17 protein-coding genes and 1 pseudogene are annotated in these 19,943 nt (G+C 64.1%); 14 read left to right on the top strand and 4 right to left on the bottom strand.

Annotated features, from left to right (window positions below; all coding sequences use genetic code 11):
- Positions 1-50 precede the first annotated feature (50 nt).
- From MUU54_RS06895 to MUU54_RS06885, 3 genes are read right to left on the bottom strand one after another with little or no spacing between them, the layout of a single operon-like run.
- Positions 51-494 (bottom strand): hypothetical protein, encoded by a 444-nt coding sequence (locus MUU54_RS06895; protein WP_247243300.1) that lies wholly within the window; start codon positions 492-494, stop codon positions 51-53.
- A gap of 33 nt (positions 495-527) precedes the next feature.
- Positions 528-965, bottom strand: coding sequence for an ATP-binding protein (locus MUU54_RS06890; RefSeq protein ID WP_247243299.1), 438 nt, complete (start codon positions 963-965; stop codon positions 528-530).
- Between the two features lie 10 nt (positions 966-975).
- Positions 976-1,356: an STAS domain-containing protein gene (locus MUU54_RS06885; protein WP_247243298.1), complete on the bottom strand. Its 381-nt coding sequence runs from the start codon at positions 1,354-1,356 to the stop codon at positions 976-978.
- A 180-nt stretch (positions 1,357-1,536) separates the two neighbouring features.
- Between MUU54_RS06885 and tssA the strand changes: the two genes are divergently transcribed.
- From tssA to MUU54_RS06815, 14 genes are all read left to right on the top strand, one after another.
- Positions 1,537-3,210: a type VI secretion system protein TssA gene (gene tssA, locus MUU54_RS06880; RefSeq protein ID WP_247243297.1), complete on the top strand. Its 1,674-nt coding sequence runs from the start codon at positions 1,537-1,539 to the stop codon at positions 3,208-3,210.
- Between the two features lie 168 nt (positions 3,211-3,378).
- Positions 3,379-3,885 carry a type VI secretion system contractile sheath small subunit gene (gene tssB, locus MUU54_RS06875; RefSeq protein ID WP_247243296.1) on the top strand — a complete coding sequence of 169 codons (507 nt, stop codon included), beginning with the start codon at positions 3,379-3,381 and terminating at the stop codon, positions 3,883-3,885.
- A gap of 91 nt (positions 3,886-3,976) precedes the next feature.
- Positions 3,977-5,458, top strand: a complete 1,482-nt coding sequence (gene tssC, locus MUU54_RS06870) for a type VI secretion system contractile sheath large subunit (protein ID WP_247243295.1) — start codon at positions 3,977-3,979, stop codon at positions 5,456-5,458.
- An 80-nt stretch (positions 5,459-5,538) separates the two neighbouring features.
- A complete protein-coding gene (tssE, locus tag MUU54_RS06865; protein ID WP_247243294.1) occupies positions 5,539-5,949 on the top strand; it encodes a type VI secretion system baseplate subunit TssE in 411 nt (136 codons plus the stop codon).
- A 13-nt stretch (positions 5,950-5,962) separates the two neighbouring features.
- Positions 5,963-7,711 (top strand): type VI secretion system baseplate subunit TssF, encoded by a 1,749-nt coding sequence (gene tssF / locus MUU54_RS06860; protein WP_247243293.1) that lies wholly within the window; start codon positions 5,963-5,965, stop codon positions 7,709-7,711.
- The gene (gene tssG / locus MUU54_RS06855) at positions 7,708-8,769 is read left to right on the top strand and encodes a type VI secretion system baseplate subunit TssG (protein WP_247243292.1); all 1,062 of its coding nucleotides are present in this window, start codon (positions 7,708-7,710) and stop codon (positions 8,767-8,769) included. The genes tssF and tssG overlap by 4 nt, the downstream gene beginning before the upstream one ends.
- On the top strand, positions 8,766-10,517 hold the full coding sequence (gene tagH, locus MUU54_RS06850) for a type VI secretion system-associated FHA domain protein TagH (protein WP_247243291.1): 1,752 nt from the start codon (positions 8,766-8,768) through the stop codon (positions 10,515-10,517). Before tssG ends, tagH begins: the two co-directional genes overlap by 4 nt.
- A complete protein-coding gene (gene tssJ, locus MUU54_RS06845) occupies positions 10,514-11,008 on the top strand; it encodes a type VI secretion system lipoprotein TssJ (RefSeq protein ID WP_247243290.1) in 495 nt (164 codons plus the stop codon). Before tagH ends, tssJ begins: the two co-directional genes overlap by 4 nt.
- Positions 11,005-12,399 carry a type VI secretion system baseplate subunit TssK gene (gene tssK / locus MUU54_RS06840; RefSeq protein WP_247243289.1) on the top strand — a complete coding sequence of 465 codons (1,395 nt, stop codon included), beginning with the start codon at positions 11,005-11,007 and terminating at the stop codon, positions 12,397-12,399. The genes tssJ and tssK overlap by 4 nt, the downstream gene beginning before the upstream one ends.
- Positions 12,396-13,286, top strand: coding sequence for a type IVB secretion system protein IcmH/DotU (icmH, locus tag MUU54_RS06835; RefSeq protein WP_247243288.1), 891 nt, complete (start codon positions 12,396-12,398; stop codon positions 13,284-13,286). Before tssK ends, icmH begins: the two co-directional genes overlap by 4 nt.
- A 9-nt stretch (positions 13,287-13,295) precedes the next feature.
- On the top strand, positions 13,296-16,901 hold the full coding sequence (gene tssM / locus MUU54_RS06830; RefSeq protein ID WP_247243287.1) for a type VI secretion system membrane subunit TssM: 3,606 nt from the start codon (positions 13,296-13,298) through the stop codon (positions 16,899-16,901).
- A gap of 12 nt (positions 16,902-16,913) precedes the next feature.
- Positions 16,914-17,648, top strand: coding sequence for a type VI secretion system-associated protein TagF (gene tagF / locus MUU54_RS06825; RefSeq protein ID WP_247243286.1), 735 nt, complete (start codon positions 16,914-16,916; stop codon positions 17,646-17,648).
- A 4-nt stretch (positions 17,649-17,652) separates the two neighbouring features.
- Positions 17,653-18,342 (top strand): PP2C family protein-serine/threonine phosphatase, encoded by a 690-nt coding sequence (locus MUU54_RS06820; protein WP_247243285.1) that lies wholly within the window; start codon positions 17,653-17,655, stop codon positions 18,340-18,342.
- Positions 18,251-19,306: a serine/threonine-protein kinase gene (locus tag MUU54_RS06815; RefSeq protein ID WP_247243284.1), complete on the top strand. Its 1,056-nt coding sequence runs from the start codon at positions 18,251-18,253 to the stop codon at positions 19,304-19,306. Before MUU54_RS06820 ends, MUU54_RS06815 begins: the two co-directional genes overlap by 92 nt.
- A 168-nt stretch (positions 19,307-19,474) precedes the next feature.
- Here the strand turns inward: MUU54_RS06815 and MUU54_RS06810 are convergent.
- Positions 19,475-19,624 (bottom strand): annotated as a pseudogene (locus MUU54_RS06810) (IS3 family transposase); the annotation flags it as partial.
- Positions 19,625-19,943 lie beyond the last annotated feature (319 nt).

Raw genomic sequence — 19,943 nt, 5'->3', positions numbered from 1 at the left:
TTGCCGTGATTGAAATGTGAAAAGAAAGGGCGACGCTCGTCGCCGGAAAGTCAGTCCTTCTGCTTGAAGCGCTGCCGGAGCGACTTGGCGCGCTGTTGCAGGTCGACGAAATATTCGCTCTCGGCGATTTCGCGGATCTCCTGTTCGGCCTGCTCCTGGTCGAACTGAACCTCTAGCTTCTTTAGCCGCTGCTTCAGATCCTTGTTCTCGCGGCGCAACGCCTGTTCCGCCGCTTCGAGCTGCCGTTGCGTCTCGCGCAGCTCATCGATCAGCTGGTGGGCGTGAAACTCGCGCGCCTCGATCTGCACCACCATGCTGGCGAAGGTCTCGGCCAGTTCGCGGATGTCCGTGGGCAGGGTCTCGTTCGCCAGGATGGCGAAGAGCTGCTCCATGTCGTCGAACTGCCCGCTCGCGATCGACTCGCAGGTGGAGACCAGGCTTCCCATCGCCCGCCGGCGTTCGGCCTCGACGGCCTCGCCCTCACCGTTCTCCATGATAGCTCCTTGGAAATGCCCAGTGCATGTGCCTCATGCCGCGGCCCCGCCGCGCGGCAGGATGATCTCGGTGATGTTTGAATTGCCGTGACGCTGGTGCAGGATCTGTCGCGCCAGCTCGTGAACGAGGAAGAGGCCCAGGCCGCCCACCTGGATTTCCTCCAGGCTTTCCTCTCCGGTGGGAACGCGCGGCGGCTGCGAGACGTCGAAAGGCCGGGCCTGATCTCGGATGGTGAGATGCAGGTCACCGTCCTTGCGCAGCCCAACCGAGATCGCAATCGTATCAGGCTCGGCCCCGTCATAGCCGTAGTGGACCGTGTTGACGAACAGTTCTTCCACAACGAGGAGCAGGGAGTGGCGTAAGTCGTCGCTGAGGCCGAGTTCCTCCACGAAGGCTTCCAGCGCGTCCTGGACGTCAGCGAGCTGGTCCAGGACGTTCGACACCTTGATCGTGCGGAATTGACCAGTCATGGCGACTGTCCTAGCTCGATCCGGCAGCCGCCTCGGCCAGCGCCAGGGCCTCTGCCCGGCTGGCGACGACTGGGATGATGCGGAGGAAACCGGAAACCCGCAGCACCTCGTGCACCTGCGGACTGAGGCCGAACAGCACGTATTTGCGACCCGAGGGCGCCAGGAGCTTGGCCACCACCAGCATCGAGCGCAGGCCGAAGCTGCTGACGTAGTCGACCTCCGCCAGGTCGACCAGCAACGGTCCGATACCCTCGTCAATGTGCTTCTTCAGATGGGCTTCGAAAGTCTTCGCCGTCAGTGTGTCGATTTTCCCTTTCGGGTGCACGATGACCGCACCGCCGTCTATACTGTCCGAGATCTCGATCATCTTGAAAAAGCCTTTCATCGTCATGGGCCGGTCCGCCCACCTGCTCGCGGGCGGCACCCTTCCGACATCCTTCATAGAAGTTACAATTTACATGACTATGACTGTAAGTTGCTTCTGCGAATACATCGCGGGTCTGTCGCACTTGCTGAACATCTCAATAAGTTTCTCGTAACCATTGATCTGCCGAAGGATGCCAAGCCCCGCATGCCTGATCTCGACCTAGATGTGCTCCTTGGCGATCCCCGTTCCTCCATAGGCACGGCGGCCATTTCGGTGGACCTGCCCGCCGGTATCGATCTGCGCGACGAGCCGGATTTCGACCAGCTAGAGACCGAGTTCCGTAAGATGGAGACGGACGGGCCGAAAGCGGTCGACTGGCGGCAGTTGAACCGACGCACGCTGGAGGTACTGACCGGCCGGTCCAAGGACATCGTTCTCGCCTGCCGGCTGGTCTACGGACTGCATCACGAGGAGGGCTACAAAGGTCTTGCCGTCGGAAGCTCGATAGTTCGCGGCATGGTCGCCGAACATTGGGAGAACCTGTTTCCCGGCCTGAAACGCGAGCGCGCCCGCGCCGGCAGCGTAGACTGGATGGCGGAGCGGCTCGGTCAGATCATCGAAGCGCAGCCGCCAGTGACCCCGGAGGCCAGGACCTACGCGCTCGTCGCCCACGACCGGCTGGTCGAGCTTGACGAACTGCTGAGCGAGAAGATGCAGAAATTCCCCGTCGCGCTCGGTCCCCTTATCCGCGCGCTGCGGCCCGTCGCACGCGAGGTGCGGTCCGAGATTGAGGCGAAGGCGCTGGCCGAAGCCGCTGCACGGCCCCCCGCCGAAGCACCTCCTTCACCGCCAGATGAGCCCGAGGTGACTATTGCTCCAGTAGAGGCCGCGCCTGCTGCGGTCCCCGCGCCCAGCACGCCGGCGCCGCCCCGGCCAACAGCGGTCGCTGCTCCCGAGATCGGCGACATGCCTGTCGCCGAGGGGGTCGATCCGGCTTTCGACTCATTGTTCTCGGCAGCGATCAAGGTGTCTGGCGCGCTGCGCGAGGCGGCCTCGGCCGATCCCCGCGTCTATCTCGCCTCGCGCTTCGGCGCCTGGAGCGGCATCACTGCCGCCCCGCCCGACAGAGCCGGCAAGACGACGCTGCCACCACCGCAGCGGCACAAGCTCCAGGAACTTGCCGCGCTGAACGCTGCCAACAACCAGCACGGCCTGCTGCTCGCCGCCGAAAGCGCCTTCGTCACCTCGCCCTACTGGCTGACGATGCAGTTTACCGTCTTCCGCACGATGCGCGCGCTCGGGAGCGACTATGACGCCGCCCGCGAGGCGATTGTCGGCGCGCTGGCGCTGCTGTTGCAGCGCGTTCCGCCGCTGATCGATCTCAGCTTTTCCGACGGCACCCCCTTTGCCGACGCCGATACCCGGGCCTGGATTTCCGACGAGGTGGCGATCGGCGCCGGCGGCAATGCAGCCGGCGGAGCGATGGACAAAGCCTCCGGCGATGCCGCCCGACTGGCACAGCAGGGAAAGATCGTCGACGGCCTGAAGCTCCTTTCCGACTTCGCCGACACCGCTCCAAGCGGCCGCGAGCGCTTCCTCGCCAAGCTTGAGATCGGCGAATTCTGCTTGCGTCACGATCTGGTTCAGCCGGCCTTCGCTCTCGTTCAGTCGCTCGGAAAGCTCGCCGAGGATCAGTGTCTTGCGCGGTGGGAGCCGGCGCTCGCAGCCAGATTGCTGGTACTGGCCTGGCAGTGCCACGCTCACAAGAACGCCGTCCGCATCCTGGGCGAATCCGCTGTGCAGCAGGGTAAAGCGAAGCTGGCAGAACAGCTCAGCGCCCTCGATATCGTTCAGGCTGTACGGCTTACTTCCTCCTAGAAGACCCGGACAAGATTTTTCTATCCCTGTTATAAAAGTTACATAGGCAGGCACCAAGATGCTTCCGGGCGGGGCATGAAAGCCTGGTTGATCTTCCGGAAAATACACATCGTCCTGATTCTGTTGTAGATTCATCTTTTGCTACTATTTGAGCGGGGGAACCTTGAAATGTCGAAAGACTCGACCGTCGCGCCCAAGGAGCGCGTGAATATTCGCTATAAGCCGGCAACCGGCGACGCGAAGGAAGAAGTCGAACTGCCCCTGAAGATGGTGTTCCTTGGCGACTACACACTGCGCGCCGATGACACGCCTGTAGAAGACCGGGAGCTGATCAACGTCAATAAGGACAACTTCAATGAAGTGATGAAGGGTCACGACCTGAAGCTGGATATCGGCGTTCCGAACAAGCTTTCGGACGAGGCGGATGCCGGCGACATGACCCTCTCGCTGAAGTTCGAGAGCATCAACGACTTCAATCCGGAGGCGATCGTCCGTCAGAGCCCGGAGCTCGGCAAGCTGCTCGAGCTGCGCGAGGCGCTGGTTGCCCTCAAGGGGCCGCTCGGCAACATGCCGGCTTTCCGCAAAGCGATACAGGGCGTTCTCGGCGACGACGGCGCACGTGAACGCCTGCTTGCCGAATTGACGGCAATGGCCGCTCCGAAGAGCGAAAAATAAGTTTCGCCGCCGGCTGCCGCGTCTTCCGAACGGAGACGCGACCGCAGGCGAGGCTCCGGCATATCCAGTTCATCTCAAGGAAAACCGTTCCATGGCTGAGAGAGAATCCGCCCAGCAGCAGACTACCGTCGAAATGACGGATGTGTCGCTGCTCGACCAGATCCTGCAGGAAACCCGGCTCGCGCCTAGCGACGATGGTTACGACACCGCCCGCAAGGGCGTGAGCGCCTTCATCGCCGAGCTGCTGAAGCCGGCGCGATCGGACCAGACCGTCAACAGCGCCGCGATTGACCAGATGATCGCCGAGATCGACCGCAAGCTGTCGGTCCAGGTCGACGAGATCCTGCACCACGAGCAGTTCAAGGCCCTGGAATCCGCCTGGCGCGGACTGAAGTTCGCCGTGGACCGCACTGACTTCCGCCAGAACATCAAGATCGAGATCATGAACGTCTCGAAGGATGACCTGCTGACGGATTTCGAAGACAGCCCGGAAGTCGCCAAGTCAGGCCTCTACAAGCACATCTACACCGCCGAATACGGCCAGTTCGGCGGCCAGCCCGTCGGCGCCGTGGTCTGCAACTATGCCTTCGGCTCAGGTGCTCAGGACGTCAAGCTGGCGCAGTATTGCTCGAGCGTGGGTTCCATGGCCCACGCGCCCTTCATCGCCGGCGCGGCACCAACCATGTTCGGCGTCGATACGTTCGAGGAAATTCCGAACCTCAAGGACATGGAATCGATCTTCGAAGGCCCGAAATACGCCAAGTGGAACGCCTTCCGCCAGACCGAGGACGCCCGCTACTTCGCGCTCGCCATGCCGCGCTTCCTGCTGCGCACGCCTTATGGTTCCGACACCGTTCCGGTAAAGGGCTTCAACTATGAGGAGCGCGCCGCCGGCAAGACCGAGAACTATCTCTGGGGCAATGCGGCGATCGCGCTCGCCACCCGCCTCACCGACAGCTTCGCCCAGTTCCGCTGGTGCCCGAACATCATCGGCCCGCAATCGGGCGGCGCGGTAGAGGACCTGCCGGTCCACACCTTCGAGGCCATGGGGCAACTTCAGAGCAAGATTCCAACCGAAGTGCTGGTCTCGGACCGCAAGGAATACGAGCTCGCCGAACAGGGCTTCATCGCGCTCACCATGCGCAAGGGCAGTGACAACGCCGCCTTCTTCTCGGCCAACTCGGTACAGAAGCCGAAGTCCTTCGGCAACACCACCGAAGGCAAGGCCGCGGAACTTAACTACAAGCTCGGTACACAACTTCCCTACCTGATGATCGTCAACCGCCTGGCCCATTACATCAAGGTCCTGCAGCGCGAGAACATCGGCAGCTGGAAGACCCGGGGTGAGCTGGAATCGGAGCTCAACAACTGGATTCGTCAGTACGTCTCGGACCAGGACAATCCGTCGGCCGAAGTTCGCTCGCGCCGCCCGCTCCGCAAGGCGCAGATCACCGTGTCGGACGTCGAGGGCGAACCCGGCTGGTACAGCGTCGGCATGTCCGTCCAGCCGCACTTCAAGTACATGGGCGCCGACTTCACCCTGTCGCTCAAGGGTAAGCTGGACAAGGCCTGAACACGACAGGCCGCCGGTAACCGCGTTCAGGCCGGGCATGCGCATGCCCGGCCAACGGCCTTCGGGATAGAGGAAGTGAAATGGTATCAGTTAGTCTTCTGCAGCGTCTTGGGCATGATAGCGCAAGTGCGGGGACAACCGAATACACGGAAGATTCCGCCGTCCTTGAAAGCATCCTGCGCAATCTCCAGACGATCCTCAACAGCCGCAAGGGCTGTTGCGAAACCCGCCCGGACTTCGGCCTTTCCGATTTCAACGCCACGAGCGACTATCGCAGTTCGCTGACGGCGATCGCGCGCGACGTGGAACGACAGATCCGCGCCTTCGAACCCCGGCTGCGCAATGTCTTCGTTCAGCCCATCGAGGACAAGACGCGCCTCCTCGAATTCGTCTTCCACGTCGACGGCGAACTGGCGGACGAGGAGCGGACCGTGCGGGTCCGCTTCGATTCCGTGCTCGGCTCCGACGGCCGCATCCGCTTCAACGGCTAGCGGGGCGGATGCGATGGCGATCAACAACTACTACCGAGACGAACTGTCCTATCTTCGGGAGATGGGCGCCCTGTTCGCCAAGGCCAATCCGCGCCTCGCTCGCCATCTCGGCCGGGATTCGACAGATCCCGACGTCGAGCGCCTGCTGGAGGGCATGGCCTTCATGGTGGGCCGGCTGCGCCAGCGGCTCGACGCGGAAATGCCGGAACTGGCCCTCTCTCTCCTCCAGCTTGTCTGGCCCCATTATCTCCGCCCCGTGCCGCCGATCACCACTATCGGCTTCCGTTTCGCCGAAGGCGCCAGCGGCATCTCGATCGATGTCCCCCGCGGCACCCGCGTGCAGTCGCGCCCGATCGACGGTGACGCCGTTCCTTTCATCACCTCCTACGACACCACGGTTCTGCCCTTCGAGGTCGCCGCTGCCGATCTCGATAACCGCAAGAGTTCGAGCCGCCTGACGCTGACGATTCGCCGGGTCGCCGGCAGCGGCCTGCAGCCGCTTGCCGCCGCCCCGCTGACGCTGTTCTTTAACAATGTCAAGGACACCGCGATGGCGCGCCAGCTATACCTGTTCTTGCTCGAGCGCCGCCGCTCCGTGACGGTCTCCGCGCCGGGGGGCCCGCCGCAAGCCATCGACCTGCGCATCGAACCGATGGGCTTTTCCCCGGCAGAGGCGGTGCTTCCTTATCCGGAAGGCTCGTTTGACGGCTTCCGAATCATGCAGGAATACTTCTCCTGCCCGGAGAAGTTCATGTTCCTCCGGCTTCGCGGGCTTGACGCCCTGGCGGAGCGCATGGCCGACAGCTTCAGCCTTTCCTTCGAGCTCGACCAGCCTTTCCCCGACACCAGCCGCATTGGCGCGGAAATGTTCGTGCTAAACGCGACGCCGGCGGTGAACCTGCTGGAAGCCGAGGGCCGCGCCCTCACCGTCTCGCACGAGCGCTCGGAATATCCGGTCCGCCCCGTTGGCGACGCCGGCCATTTCAGCGTGCATACGGTGGAAAGCGTGGAGGGCTGGGTCCAGGGCAGTGGCCGGCGCATCGCCTATGAGCCGTTCGAAGGCTTCCGCCACGACCTGCACGAGGATGGGGTGCGCAAGCTCTATTACCGCACCCAGGTCCGCCCGGCTCTGCTCGGCAACGGCATCGACCACTACCTTTCCTTCGTCACCCGGCTGGGCAAGGTAGGCCTGCCCGAGACCGAGACGGTGTCGATGAAGCTGATTTGCTCCAGCGGCGCGTTGGCCACGCGTCTCGGCGTCGGCTCCGTCGACCAGCCGACCTCGACGACCCCCGCAAAGCTCGCCTTTGGCAATATCACGCCGGTGCTTGCCGAGGTACCGCCCCCGATCGACGACGACGTGCTCTGGACGCTGATCGCCAACCTCGCCCGCAACTTCTCCTCGATGATCGACGTCGAGGCGCTCCGGACCGTCGTCGGCGCCTACGATTTCCGCGCCCGGACCGACCGCCAGGCGGCGCTGCAGCGCGACACGCTACTGCAAAGCTTCAAGGCCTTCGAGCGCCGCGGCGTCGACGTCATCACCCACGGCCGGCCGGTGCGCGGCTTCGAGCTGGCTCTGTCGGTTTCGGAAAGCATGTTGGGCGGCGAAGGCGAGATGTACCTGTTCGGCACCATCCTCGACCGCTTTCTCAAATCGTATTCGAGCATCAACAGCCTGCACAGGTTCTCGATGACCGGCCTGGATTCCAACATCGTCTTCCGCTGGGCGGCGAAATGGGGCGAGGCCGCGACGCTATGAACGAGACCGTCGTCATCGTCGGGAAGCCCAATATCCCGACCATCGCGCCGATGGCGGCCGACAATATCGATGGGCTGCGCGAGTTCCGCTTCCACCAGCTCGTGGCGCTGATGGAACTCCGCCGCCGCGATGCATCGCCAATCGGGCGGCTCGGCGATCCCGCCGCCGAATATCTGCGCTTCCGCGCGACGCGATCGCTGAGTTTCGGCCCGGCCGACATCAGCGAGGTGGATTACGACGAGACGGCCGACCGCCTCGACGTGCGGGTTAATTTCTTCGGCCTCTACGGCCCCGCCTCGCCGCTGCCGCCCGCTTACACTGAAGCGATCATCGAGGCCGATACGACCCAGGATCCGGTCGAGGACTTTCTCGACCTCTTCAACCATCGCCTGATCAGCCTGCTGCACGTGATCTGGCGCAAGAATCGCTACTACCTGCGCTATCGGCCCGGCGGCAGCGATCCGCTCTCGCGCAGGTTCCTCGCGCTTTGCGGCTTCCCGATTGAGGACCGCGACCAAGTTGGCGTGATCTCGCGCTCGGCCCTGCTCCCGCATCTCGGCCTCATCTCGCTGTTTTCGAACTCTTCCGACGTGGTCGGCGCGACGCTGTCGAATTTCTTCAAGATCCCCTGCCGGATCGAGGAATTCGTGCCGCGCAAGGTCTCGATCGGCACCGAGTCCCGGTTGACGCTCGGCTTCGCCAACAACCTGCTCGGCGAGGACGCGATCCTCGGCTACGAACTCGACGACGACCTCGGCAAGTTCCGCATCCATGTCGGGCGGGCCGAATTCGACGCACTTTCGCCCTTCCTGCCACATGGCGCCCGGCATCGCCAGTTCTGCGAACTCCTGCTGATGGCGACGCGCGAGCCGCTGGAATGGGACCTGAAGTTCGAGTTCGACCCGGAAACCCTGCCGATGGCAAAGCTCGGCTCCTGCCAGCTCGGCTGGACCAGCTGGCTGCACGCAGACGAGCCGGAAGCGCTGGAAAACGCGGTGCTGGTCTTCGTTGACGACCGGCTCTACGCGGTCGCGGAAACGGAAGGAGGCCGGGCATGAAATTGCGCCTCTTCACCGTGGGGAGCGATGCCACGCAGCATGTCTTCGGCCCGGAGGGTGGCATTTTTGGCCGCTCGTTGAAGTGCGATTGGGTGCTGCCGGATCCCGAACGCATTCTCTCCTCGATCCACGGCCGCATCTTTTTCGAGAACAACCGGTTCATGCTGGTCGACGAAAGCACCAACGGCATCTTTGTCGGCGATCGCAACGCACCGCTCGGCCGTGGCAATACCATCGTGCTGGCGCCGGGAACCACGTTCCGCGCCGGGCGGCTGATGATCCGGGCTGAGCTTTCGGCTGCCGAGGTCAAACCTGCCGCCAGCTATCCGGTCTCGATTCCGGTCGCCGCCACGACATCAACGCCGCAGGGAGCGGTACACGCGCTGCGCGAGCGTGAGGTTTGGGGCGACCTCTTGGGAAAGAATTCGCAGGATCCGCTTGCTTACCTGGACGGCGCCAACGGATCTGCCTCCAGCCAATCGCCGATGCCGGCGAGCAGGCCGCCGATCAAGGCACCGCCGTCAGTGCCTGTCAACGCGACACCGGGACCGCAGGCGATGTCGCGGCATCAGGACCCGTTGACCATGCTGGGAGGCCAGCCTTTCGCGGTGCCGCCGATGATGCCAACCACATCCGCCGTGCAGCCGGCCCCTGCGCCCGCCAAGCTGATCCCCGACGATTTCGATCCCCTGTCGATGATCCTTGCCCCCCGCGGCCAGACCGCGCCTGCGTCATTCTTTCCCGTCGCCCCGCCGGCCCCGGTCATGCCGCAACCCGCACCGGTGCCGTCCGCAATACCGGCCGCCATGCCGATGGTCGCCCCGGCGGCCCGCCCGCCACTGGCCCCGGACCTGATGGCCGACCTCACTCGAATCGACGACCACCAAGTCGCCGCGCCGGATCTGCGCAACGGTACGGCCGATCCGCTGGACGCCATGGAAGCGATGAAGGCGCGGCGCGCCGAACGGAAGACCCGGCTGCTCGAAAAAACCAGCGGGGCCCCACTGGCGACGCTGCCAGGTATGACAGCGGCTTCTGCGCCTCCCGCCGCTTCCCTGCGTCCGGCGATTCCGCCGATGCTTACTGCCGATCCGCTTCCCATCACGGCCGCATCGGCTTCGCCGGCTGTCACCCACCCCGCCTTCTCGCAGGAAGCCGCGAAGATCTTGTTCCGCGGCATGGGCTTTTCCGGTGCGGCGGTCCCCACTGGCCGCGAAACGGCTGTCCTCCACGAGGTCGGCGAGATGGTGCGGGCCATGTCCGACGGGTTGGTGAGCCTGCTCGCCGCTCGCAAGATGTTGAAAAGCGAATTCCGAATGGACGAAACCCAGGTCCAGCCGGAGGAAAACAATCCTTTCAAGCACTTCAAGATGGCGGAACTGGCGCTCGACGAACTCTTCATCACGCGGTCCGGAGGCTTTCAGGCGCCGGCGGAGGCCGCCGCCTCGGCCCTCGACGACGTCAAGGGCCACGTAATGCTGACCATGGCGGCGATGCAGCGCGCTATCCGCCTCATTGTTGAACGTCTGGATCCCAAAGTGATTGCCCGCGAGGAGGAGGAAGGGTCCGCTCGTATCCGCGGACTCGGCGCGCGCAAGGGCAAATGGGAAATCTACAGTGAACTGCACCAGCGGCTGAGCGGCAATCTGGATGGCATGACCCGGCAGATCATCGCCGAGGCCTTCGCCCAGGTGCAGGAAGAACAGGCGAGGCGTACTGCGTCAAAGTTCCAGGAGAGTAAGAAATGAGTCTTTTGCGTCGCAACCTCCTCATCATGGCCGGGTTGTCTCTCGCTATCGTGCTTGCCGCCTGCAGCGGCCTTCCGAAGCCGACCCCGGTGGAAGTCTCCATCAGCGCCGATGCCAACATAAACCCGGGGGAGGCCGGCGAGCCCTCTCCCGTCGTCGTCCGAATCTACGAGCTGAAGGGCATCAAGGCCTTCAACAATGCGAGCTTCTTCGACTTCGACGACGACGCCAAGCTGCTGGGCGCGGACCTGATATCGAGCCGGGAATACGAGCTTACGCCGGGTACCGAGAAGAAGTACGACTCCAGGATTTCCAGCGAGGCTGCCTATATCGGCGTGGTCGTCAGCTTCCGTGACATCCAATCTGCAACTTGGCGCGATAGCGTTGAGCTCAAGAAGAGCAAGCAGAACCGTTTCATGGTCTACATCACCAGCCTCGCCGTGCGGATTCAAAAGTATTCGCGGTTCACCTTCGGCAAGTCGGGTGCGTGAGTGAATTTTTCGAGGGCATTGCAGGGGCCACCGGCCCCGAGGGGGTCCGGTTGACATCGACAGGTAAGCCGCTCTGGCTCGAGGGCATGTTCCTGAGGCCGCAGCATCTGCAGCAATACGACCGCTGGATCGAAAGCAATCTCGACCAGCGCGTGACGTCGCTCATGCCCTTTCCGTGGGGTATCCGCAAACTGGAATTCGACCTCGACGCGCTGAAGGTCGGACAAGTCCGCCTCGCGGAGATCGACGTCGTCTTCGCTGATGGCACCGCCTACGCCGCGCCGGAGAAGCAACCACTTCCGGCCGCCGTCCATGTCGGCCCGCAGGTACAGGGCAAGCGCGTGTTCCTGGCGCTGCCGATCCGCACGCCAGGCGGCGTCGAGGTCGCCGAAACCGACGGTGGCACGCAGCGCTTCCGCAACAGCGCGGTCCAGGCGATCGACACCACCCGCGCGGCGCGCGCGGCGGCCGACATCTCAGTCGGGCTGCTCAACGCACGCATCGTACTGGAGGGCCCGCCGCTCGACGAGATGACCATCCTGCCCATTGCGGAGATCGACGCGGTTGACACGCTGAACCAGGTGACCCTGTCGGAAAGCTTCATCCCACCGGTGACCGCGACCGGCGCCAGCCGTCGGCTGGTGTCGATCATCGAGCAGATCCGCGGCCTGCTGCGCAGCCGCGCCGCCTCGCTCGCCGCCGGCGCCGCAGGTCAGGGCGGCGACGGCCGCTCGGGCATGCTCGACATCATGACGCTCGGCATCACCAACCGCTTCGAGGCGACGCTCGCCCATTCGCTGCGCATCGGCCTGCACGATCCGGAGAGCGTCTATCGCGACATCGTAGCGCTCGCCGCGGAAATCTCCGCCTATGCCGCGCCCTCGCGCCTCCCGCCGGAGTTTCCCTTCTACCAGCACCTCGATCTGAGGGCCACGTTCGAACCGCTGCTCGCCATCCTGCGTAACATGCTGAGCGTGATCGTCGAGCGTAACGCCATCAGCATCCCGCTCGGCGAGCGCGATTTCGGCATCTGGCTCGGCCAGATCGAGGATCGCATGACCTTCGTCGACCGGCGCTTCATCCTGATCGCCAGGGCGAACGTCGCGCTGGAGATCGTGCGCCAGCAATTGCCGATCCAGATCAAGATCGGCCCGGTCGAGCAGATCCGCGATCTCGTCAACCTCCAGCTTCCGGGAATTGCAATCCAGCCGCTTTCGGTTGCGCCGCGGGAAATCCCGTTCATCCAGAACGCCGTCTACTATGAGGTCGACACCCGCAATCCGCTGTGGGCGCGCTTCCGTGACTCCGCGGCGATCGCCCTGCATATCAGCGGTGACTATCCGGGACTCGCACTCGAACTCTGGGCCATCCAGCGGGAGGCCGGCGCATGAGCATGTCCGGCGACGATCACGACGCCCCGACCGTATTCCGCCAGTTGAGCCCGAGGGCGCGCACCGCGCTTGGCGGGGTCGATGCCGGCGGCGACGAGCCGACCGTCGTGATCCGCCAGCAACCGGACACGTCCCCCTCCGCGCCGGCATCCGACGGCAATTCGCTGCAAAGTGCCGTCGCTCTCGTACAGCAACTTGATAGCGCGCCGGAACGGCGGCTGGTGCGGTCGGCTGCACCGCTGCTCCTGATCGCCGCGCAGCTTCGCGCGTCGACCGAGCGCGCCGACGTGGCGGCGCTCCGCCGTCAGGTGATCGAGGAAATGGACCGGTTCCAGCAACTGGCCCAGAAACAGGGTTTAGAGGCAGGCGATATCATCGCGGCGCGCTACGTGCTGTGCTCGACCATCGACGAGACCGTGCTGATGACCCCATGGGGCAGCCGCAGCGAATGGAGCTCGAACAGCCTGCTCAACCACTACCACAACGAGACCTGGGGCGGCGAGAAGGTCTTCGTCATTCTTGATCGCGTGAAGCAGTCGGCAGCGCAGCGCCTGCCGCTTTTGCTGCTCATTCACGCATGTCTGATGCTCGGCTTCGAGGGCCGCTTCCGGGTGCTGGAGCGGGGCCGCGACCAGCTCGAGGATCTGCGTAACGAGATCTCGCGCACCATCCGCCGCGTTTCGACCGAGGCGGCGAGCGACCAGCCGCTCTCGCGCGTGACGAGAGGCGAGCGCGGTGGCAAGAAAGTGCGCGCCTTCATGCCGCTGTGGATGGTCGCGACCATCGCCGCCCTGTTCCTCGTCGTGGTCTTTCTTTCGCTGGAATTCCATCTTTCGGGCGCGCTTACACCGGTGCTGTCGAAAATCGCGGCGCTTACGCCGGGCTAGGATGTCGACATGCTGAGGACCTACATCTCTAATCTGCTGCGCCTGTCAAACCTCGTCATCCTGATGTTGCTGGTGTTCCTGGCGACGCTGTTCTGGGTATTCGGCGCGTCCATCACCATTGCCGGCTACCAGCCGTTCGCCGGAGATATCGTACGCCTGTCCGTTGCGATCGGCGCCGTGGCGACGTTCTTTATCGTCACGTTCCTGCGCTATTTCCTCGCTCGGCGCGCCAATGCACTGCTGATCAATTCGATGCTTGCCAATGACGAGCTGGTGTCGATGGGCGGCAGCATGTCGTCCGATGAGGTCGAACTGATCCGCGAACGCTTCGAAAAGACCCTGACGACCCTGCGCGACCGGCCGCTCGACGGGCGCCGCAAGCGCGAATACATGTTCGACCTGCCGTGGTACATCATCATCGGCCCGCCCGGCACGGGCAAGACCACGATCCTGCAGAATTCCGGTCTCGAATTCCCGCTCGCCGAAGACGGCACGGCCGCGCTGCAGGGGATGGGCGGCACTCGCTATTGCGACTGGTGGATCTCCAACGACGCAGTGCTGATCGACACCGCCGGCCGCTACACCACCCAGGACGTTAACCAGGGCGTGGACGCCGCCGCCTGGGGCGGCTTCTTGAAAATCCTGAAGCAAAATCGCAGTCGCAGACCGGTCAACGGCGTATTGTTGGCGATCAGCATCGCGGACATCGCGCTCGCCAGCGAGTCCGAACGGCAACGCCATGCAGAGATCCTGCGTCAGCGCCTTCGCGAGCTTCATCGCAACTTCGAGATGCGGCTGCCGGTTTACGTCCTCCTGACCAAATGTGATTTGATCGCTGGCTTCGAGGAGTTTTTCGACGACGCCACGGAAACAGACCGCGAGCAGGTCTGGGGCATCACCTTCCCGCGCGACGAAGACCAGATGACCTTTGGCGGCGCCTTTGAGACCGGCTTCGCCGACCTCGTCGACCGGATCGAGAAGCGGCTGCCGGCCAAGCTGGCGGTCGAGCGCAACAACGGCCGCCGTTGCCGCATCTACGGTTTCCCGCACGAGTTTTCTTCGCTGTCGAACGTCTTGCGCGGCTTTATCAGCGATGTTTTCCGCCTCAACCGTTACGAGGCCCAGCCGCTGCTGCGTGGTGTCTATTTCACCTCGGGCACGCAGGAAGGTACGCCCTTCGACCGCCTGCTCGGCGCCATGGGCCGCAGCTTCGCGCTAGCCCCCAGCCACCAGCCTCCGATGAGCGGCAAGGGCAAGGCATACTTCATCAAGAAGCTCCTGACCGACATCGTGTTCGCCGAACAGAACCTGGTCGGCCGCAACACGAGACTGGAGCGCCGGTTGGCGATGGCGCGGACCGGCGCCTATGCCGGCATCGGCGCGGTGACCCTGCTGCTCTGCGGTTACTGGCTGGCCGGCCTCGACTTCTCGCTCGACCTGATCAAGCGGGCCGACGCCTCCGCCGAAAGGATCGCCGCCGACATCGCGCAGGCCGGCGGCAGCCGGACGCTCGAGGGAATTCTGCCGATCCTCGACAGCACCCGCGAGTTGAGGGACATGGTGCGGCCGGTCTGGGGCCTGCCGGACGTGCTGGCGATCAACGCCCGGCCGAAACTCGAAGCAGCCGTGGTCGGCACTTACGACAAGCTGCTCCGCAGTTATCTCCTGCCTTCCGCCGTCGCCCGGCTGCAGACCCAGATCCAGCTTCTGTCGAGCTCGGCCGATCCCAACAACCTGCTGCTGCGCGACCAGCTCGAGACTTATCTCATGCTGACCACCGGCCAGAAATATGAACGCGGCCGCGTCGAGACCGAGTTTCAGCGCCAGAACGAGGCTGCTTTCGTGCTGTCGCCTGACGCCCGGCAACGGATGGACCGGCACAGCGAGCGGCTGGTCGAGCTGCTGCCGGGAACGGTGGCTACCGACCAGCCCACCGTGCAGGCGGCACGCGTCCGCCTCAACGAGATCCCGCAGGCCGCCGACATCTATGCCCGCATGGTAGCGGACGCCGAGCGACGGTACCAGCTGCCGCCGATCAGCATCGTCAACATCCTCGGCCCTGGGGTCCTGCAGGTCGATGCGTCCGCGGGTGGCAACGGCGTTATTCCCGGCTTCTACACCAAGAACGGATTCTACCAGTTCTTCATGCCCCGGCTGCCGGAATATATCCGCAGTTCCACCGGCACCGACTGGGTGCTGGGAGACAGCGGCCTCGATAGCAACACCTATCAGCAGCTGGCCAAGGAGATCGCCGCCAGCTACGTGCGCGACTACATCGCCGTCTGGCGTGATGCGGTGAGTCAGGTGAAGGTCGCCGATTTCGACACGCTGAACCGAGGCCAGGGCGTACTGCGCGACCTGTCGAGCCCTCAGTCACCGCTGATCGCACTTCTGGCGAAACTGCGCGAGAATACTGAACTGCCGCTTCCGGGCGCCAGCACCGAGCCGAGCGCAGCCGAACAGGCGGCGCAGGCCGTGACGCCACCGGGCGTCGCCCAGCCGGTGGCCGGCGCCGTCACCGACGCGCTGGCGCAGACCGCGCTATCCACCGCCTTCGGCGACGCGCCCTGGCCGGGCACCACTATCCACGATGCCTTCACGCCGCTGACCGCCTTGGTCGGTCCGCAGGGCGGCCAGAGCCTCGGCCAGGTACAGCAGTTGTTCGCCGACCTCTACGGCACGGTCGCCAGCATCGCCTCGGCACCGAGCCCGGAAGCGGCCGCGTTCGACTTTGTGCTGCAGCGGGCGGAAAGCCCGACCAACGACAGCTTCTCGCGCCTGAGGGCGGAGGCCTCCACCAAGCCGACTCCGGTCAGGCCGATGGTGGAGTTCGTCAGCAACCGCACCTGGATGCTGTTGCGCCGGCTCGCCTACAACCATGTCAACCAGCGCTGGCAGCAGGAGGTGCTGCCTGTCTGCGACATGATGCTGAGCGACCGTTATCCCTTCGCCGCCGCCTCGCCAGACGAGGTGTCGCTGCAGGATTTTGCTGACATCTTCAAGCCGGCCGGGATCATCGACCAGTTCTACAAGGACAATCTCTCGCCCTTCGTCGTCGTTCAGGGACGGCAGATCGTGCCGATCGACGAGCGCGGCAGCGGCATCGGGCTGTCACAACAGGCGCTAGGCCAGTTTGCCCGGGCGCAGCAGATCCGCGACGCCTTCTTCGGCGCGGCCGGCACCGCGCCGGAAGTCAAGTTCACTGTCGAGCCCGTTTATCTCGATCCGAAGGCGCTGCGATCGGCCTTCATCCTCGACGACGTCGAGATGCTATACCGTCATGGCCCGATCCGCGCGCAGGACTACGTCTGGCCGAGCAAGCGCGACGCGAGCACAGCGGTGCTCCGCATCACGCTGCTCGACAACACCTCGGAGACGGTGGAAAAGACCGGCAACTGGGCCGTCTTCCGCATGCTGACAAGTTCCAACCTGTCGCGGACCGCTGGACAGGAACTGTTCGAATTCGGCATCTCGAAGGAAATCACGAAAACGGTCGCGAACAACAAGGAAGAGAAGGAAAAAATCAGCGCCACGTTCAAGTTGAGGGCAGCAAGCCTCATCAATCCCTTCAACGGCGGACTGCTGGCTTCCTTCCGCTGCCCTCCATCGCTCTAGGAGGCCGCGAGCGTGGAAACCGTCGGATTTTTCGGCAAGGTTCCGGCGGCGCGCGACTTCGTGTTTCACGGCCTGTCGGCGCGCGTGACGGAAGCGTGGGCGGGCTTCGTATCCGATTGGCTGTCACAGGCGCGCGAGAACGCTGGTCCGGACTGGACGCAGGCCGTGCTGCGCTCTCCCGTCTGGCGGTTCCTCCTGCCCGAGGGTATTCCGGATTGCGGTATCGCCGGCGCGGCCGGCCTGATGGCCGGCTCGGTCGACGGCGCAGGCCGCGTCTTTCCCTTCAGCGTAATGCTGTTGACCGGCGGCCCCGGCACGCCGCTTATGCCGGATGCGGCGCTCGACGCCGCCATGGATGAGATCGAGCCGCTGATGCTCGGGTTCATGGAAGCACAGCATGAACGCGACCTTCTTCTAGCGACGCTGGAAGCGGCCCGCTCCGGGTTCACCCGCCGAACGCGGACGATGGCCGAAACGCAACCGCATCTGCGTGAGGACGAGGCAGCCGCGATAATGCTTGGCGGGGAACCGGCGTGGCACACAGTGGCCGCGACCGAGGCATTTTGCCTTCCCTCCGCCGCTGCGGGCGGACAGGCGGAATGCCATTGGTGGCACGACGGTCTCGGCGAAACCATGGGATCGCAATATCTTGTCTCCCGCGGCATTCCGACAGGACCGGCCGCGGCGCCGCTGTTTCACGGCAATTGGCGGAGCCTTTGGCAGCCGCGCGCAAAGGACGGGATGTAGGGACATGATCCAGCCGCCGGATGGTCAGCCAGTTGTCGAAGCTGAGGCCGCCACGCGCCGCGGTTATTCCCACGCTTACAACGAGGACGCTTATCTGGTGAGCGTCGACGCCCACGTCTTCGCCGTGGCCGACGGCATGGGCGGCCACCGCGACGGCCACCGGGCGAGCAATCTCGTTGTTTCCGCGCTTGCCAAGAAGCTTGAACGGCCGGCGGCTTTCGAAGATCGCATTCTTGCCTCCCAGATAGCTATCGAGGAGGCAAATGCCGCCCTGCACAGCGAGGCCGTCGCGAACCCGGCGCTCGGCATCAGCGGCTCGACGGTCGTCGCGCTTGTGGTCGGCGAAGGCTATGCCTGCTGCCTGTGGGTCGGAGATTCGCGCCTCTACCTGATGCGGAGCGGCCGGCTCTACCTGATCAGTGAGGACCATGCGGCCGTAAGCGGCGCGCTGACCCGCGCAGTCGGCTCGGCAGGTAAGGTCGCCGTGGAGCGCCGGCTCGTGGAGCTCTCCGATGGCGACGTCTTCCTGCTTTGCAGCGACGGCCTGCTCAAGGGCATGACCGAAGAAACGCTGATCGACATCCTCGCCGGTGGGGGCGAGAATGTCGCCGACCGGCTGCTTGCAAAATCCGTGGCAGGCGGATCGACGGACGACATCACTCTCGTGCTTGTATGGGTTTATTCCCGTGGCTGACAAGGACACCTCCCCTTCACGCGAGGCAGATCCCGGAATGCGGTTGGGGGCGCCGCCAGCCGCTCCTGTGCGACGCGCCGCATTGAAGATACCCAAGACGCCGCTGCGAAGCCGCTTTGAACTGCTCGAGGAAATCGGGCGCGGCGGCCTGTCGCGCGTCTACAAGGCCCGCGATCTCGTCGCCATTAGGGCCGGCCTGTCCGACGCCGTGGTGGCGCTGAAGGTGATGGCCGCCGGCGCCGATGTCGGCGACGACCTCGTATCGCTGATGCACCGGGAAGCGCGGCGTCTCCGCGACCTCGTCCACCCCAACATCGTTCGCGTCTACGACATGGACAACGAGGGCCGGCTGCATTTCATGGTGATGGAATACCTAGAAGGCATGTCGTTCGCGAAAATCCTGCGCGAGGCGGACGGCCACCGCCTGGCGCTGCCCCAAATCGACCGACTGGTGCGCGACGTCGCTGCCGCCCTCGCCTTTGCCCACGGCCGCGGCGTGGTCCATTCCGATCTCAAACCCGCCAACATCTTCATCGAAACCGGCGGACGGGTAAAGCTGATCGACTTCAACATCGCCTGTCCCGTCGCCCGGCCCATCAAGGTGAGCGAGGAGGATACGGTGGCAATTTTAGGCCGTCTTGGCGCCCTGACCCCTGCCTACGCCTCGCCGCAGCGGCTCGCCGGTGCAGAACCTAGCTCCGGCGACGATGTCTTCTCGCTTGGTCTCGTTACCTATCTCGCGCTGACCGGCAGGAAGCCGTTCCATGCTGGGGGCGCGGCGGCCGCAGTCGCCGAAAACGAAGCGATTGCCAAACCCGAAGGACTGTCATGGTGGCGATGGCAGGCGCTGAGGGCCGCGCTCGCGCTCGACGATCGCGAGCGGCTTTCGGACGTCGGCCGGTTCGCTCGCCTGTTCACCGGCGGCCCCTTGGTCGAGCCGGCATGGCGAGCGGGTTTGCGCTAGAGATGCAACCGGAATGTTCCAGTGTTGCTGAATCATTGTCACGTACTCGATGTTGTGGGAACAGGCATCCTCCGATATCGATACGCACTGCAGTCTCTATCATGAAACAATCAAAGGAGAAAAACAGCTGACAGCGTGAATAGCCCCGAGTCTCGTACACACCCTCGGTTAGATTTTCTGCTGCTTCTCGAACTCGACGGGCGACAGCATCCAATTGCTGACGTGCTTACGTTTTGGGTTGTAGAACATCTCGATGTAGTCGAACACGTCCTGATGGGCTTCATCTCGTGAGCGGTAGACCCTGCGGCGTATCCGTTCGTCAGAAACCCGGGCGCGCGTCGCACAGATCCTACGTGGCCTGGTCGCGCGGATCGAGCTGGTGCCTAATGGTGATGAACTGGCGATCGTCCTGCGCGGCGATCCTGACGTTCGCCTGCGGCAAAAAGAACCCGGACTTCCTCGAACACACGGCAGTCCTTGAGGAACTGATGGGAGAAGCTGCGGTTTCCGGCGCCCAGAAACGCAAGAAGCCCCGCTGCGGGGGCTTGAGGGACTGTTGGGACGTTGGTTGCGGGGGCAGGATTTGAACCTGCGGCCTTCAGGTTATGAGCCTGACGAGCTACCGGGCTGCTCCACC

It is taken from the genome of Pseudorhizobium tarimense (assembly GCF_022968135.1).
Taxonomy (GTDB): Bacteria; Pseudomonadota; Alphaproteobacteria; order Rhizobiales; family Rhizobiaceae; genus Neorhizobium; species Neorhizobium tarimense.
This window is presented reverse-complemented; position numbering and strand designations above follow the sequence as displayed.

Bases quoted from the DNA above. Each gene is read 5' to 3' on its own strand.
- tssC (WP_247243295.1), top strand. From the start codon at position 3,977: ATGGCTGAGAGAGAATCCGCCCAGCAGCAGACTACCGTCGAAATGACG.
- tssG (WP_247243292.1), top strand. From the start codon at position 7,708: ATGAACGAGACCGTCGTCATCGTCGGGAAGCCCAATATCCCGACCATC.
- MUU54_RS06815 (WP_247243284.1), top strand. From the start codon at position 18,251: ATGTCGCCGACCGGCTGCTTGCAAAATCCGTGGCAGGCGGATCGACGG.
- tssF (WP_247243293.1), top strand. From the start codon at position 5,963: ATGGCGATCAACAACTACTACCGAGACGAACTGTCCTATCTTCGGGAG.
- MUU54_RS06820 (WP_247243285.1), top strand. From the start codon at position 17,653: ATGATCCAGCCGCCGGATGGTCAGCCAGTTGTCGAAGCTGAGGCCGCC.
- tagH (WP_247243291.1), top strand. From the start codon at position 8,766: ATGAAATTGCGCCTCTTCACCGTGGGGAGCGATGCCACGCAGCATGTC.
- tssA (WP_247243297.1), top strand. From the start codon at position 1,537: ATGCCTGATCTCGACCTAGATGTGCTCCTTGGCGATCCCCGTTCCTCC.
- MUU54_RS06895 (WP_247243300.1), bottom strand. From the start codon at position 494: ATGGAGAACGGTGAGGGCGAGGCCGTCGAGGCCGAACGCCGGCGGGCG.
- tssE (WP_247243294.1), top strand. From the start codon at position 5,539: ATGGTATCAGTTAGTCTTCTGCAGCGTCTTGGGCATGATAGCGCAAGT.
- icmH (WP_247243288.1), top strand. From the start codon at position 12,396: ATGAGCATGTCCGGCGACGATCACGACGCCCCGACCGTATTCCGCCAG.
- tssJ (WP_247243290.1), top strand. From the start codon at position 10,514: ATGAGTCTTTTGCGTCGCAACCTCCTCATCATGGCCGGGTTGTCTCTC.
- tssM (WP_247243287.1), top strand. From the start codon at position 13,296: ATGCTGAGGACCTACATCTCTAATCTGCTGCGCCTGTCAAACCTCGTC.
- MUU54_RS06885 (WP_247243298.1), bottom strand. From the start codon at position 1,356: ATGACGATGAAAGGCTTTTTCAAGATGATCGAGATCTCGGACAGTATA.
- MUU54_RS06890 (WP_247243299.1), bottom strand. From the start codon at position 965: ATGACTGGTCAATTCCGCACGATCAAGGTGTCGAACGTCCTGGACCAG.
- tssB (WP_247243296.1), top strand. From the start codon at position 3,379: ATGTCGAAAGACTCGACCGTCGCGCCCAAGGAGCGCGTGAATATTCGC.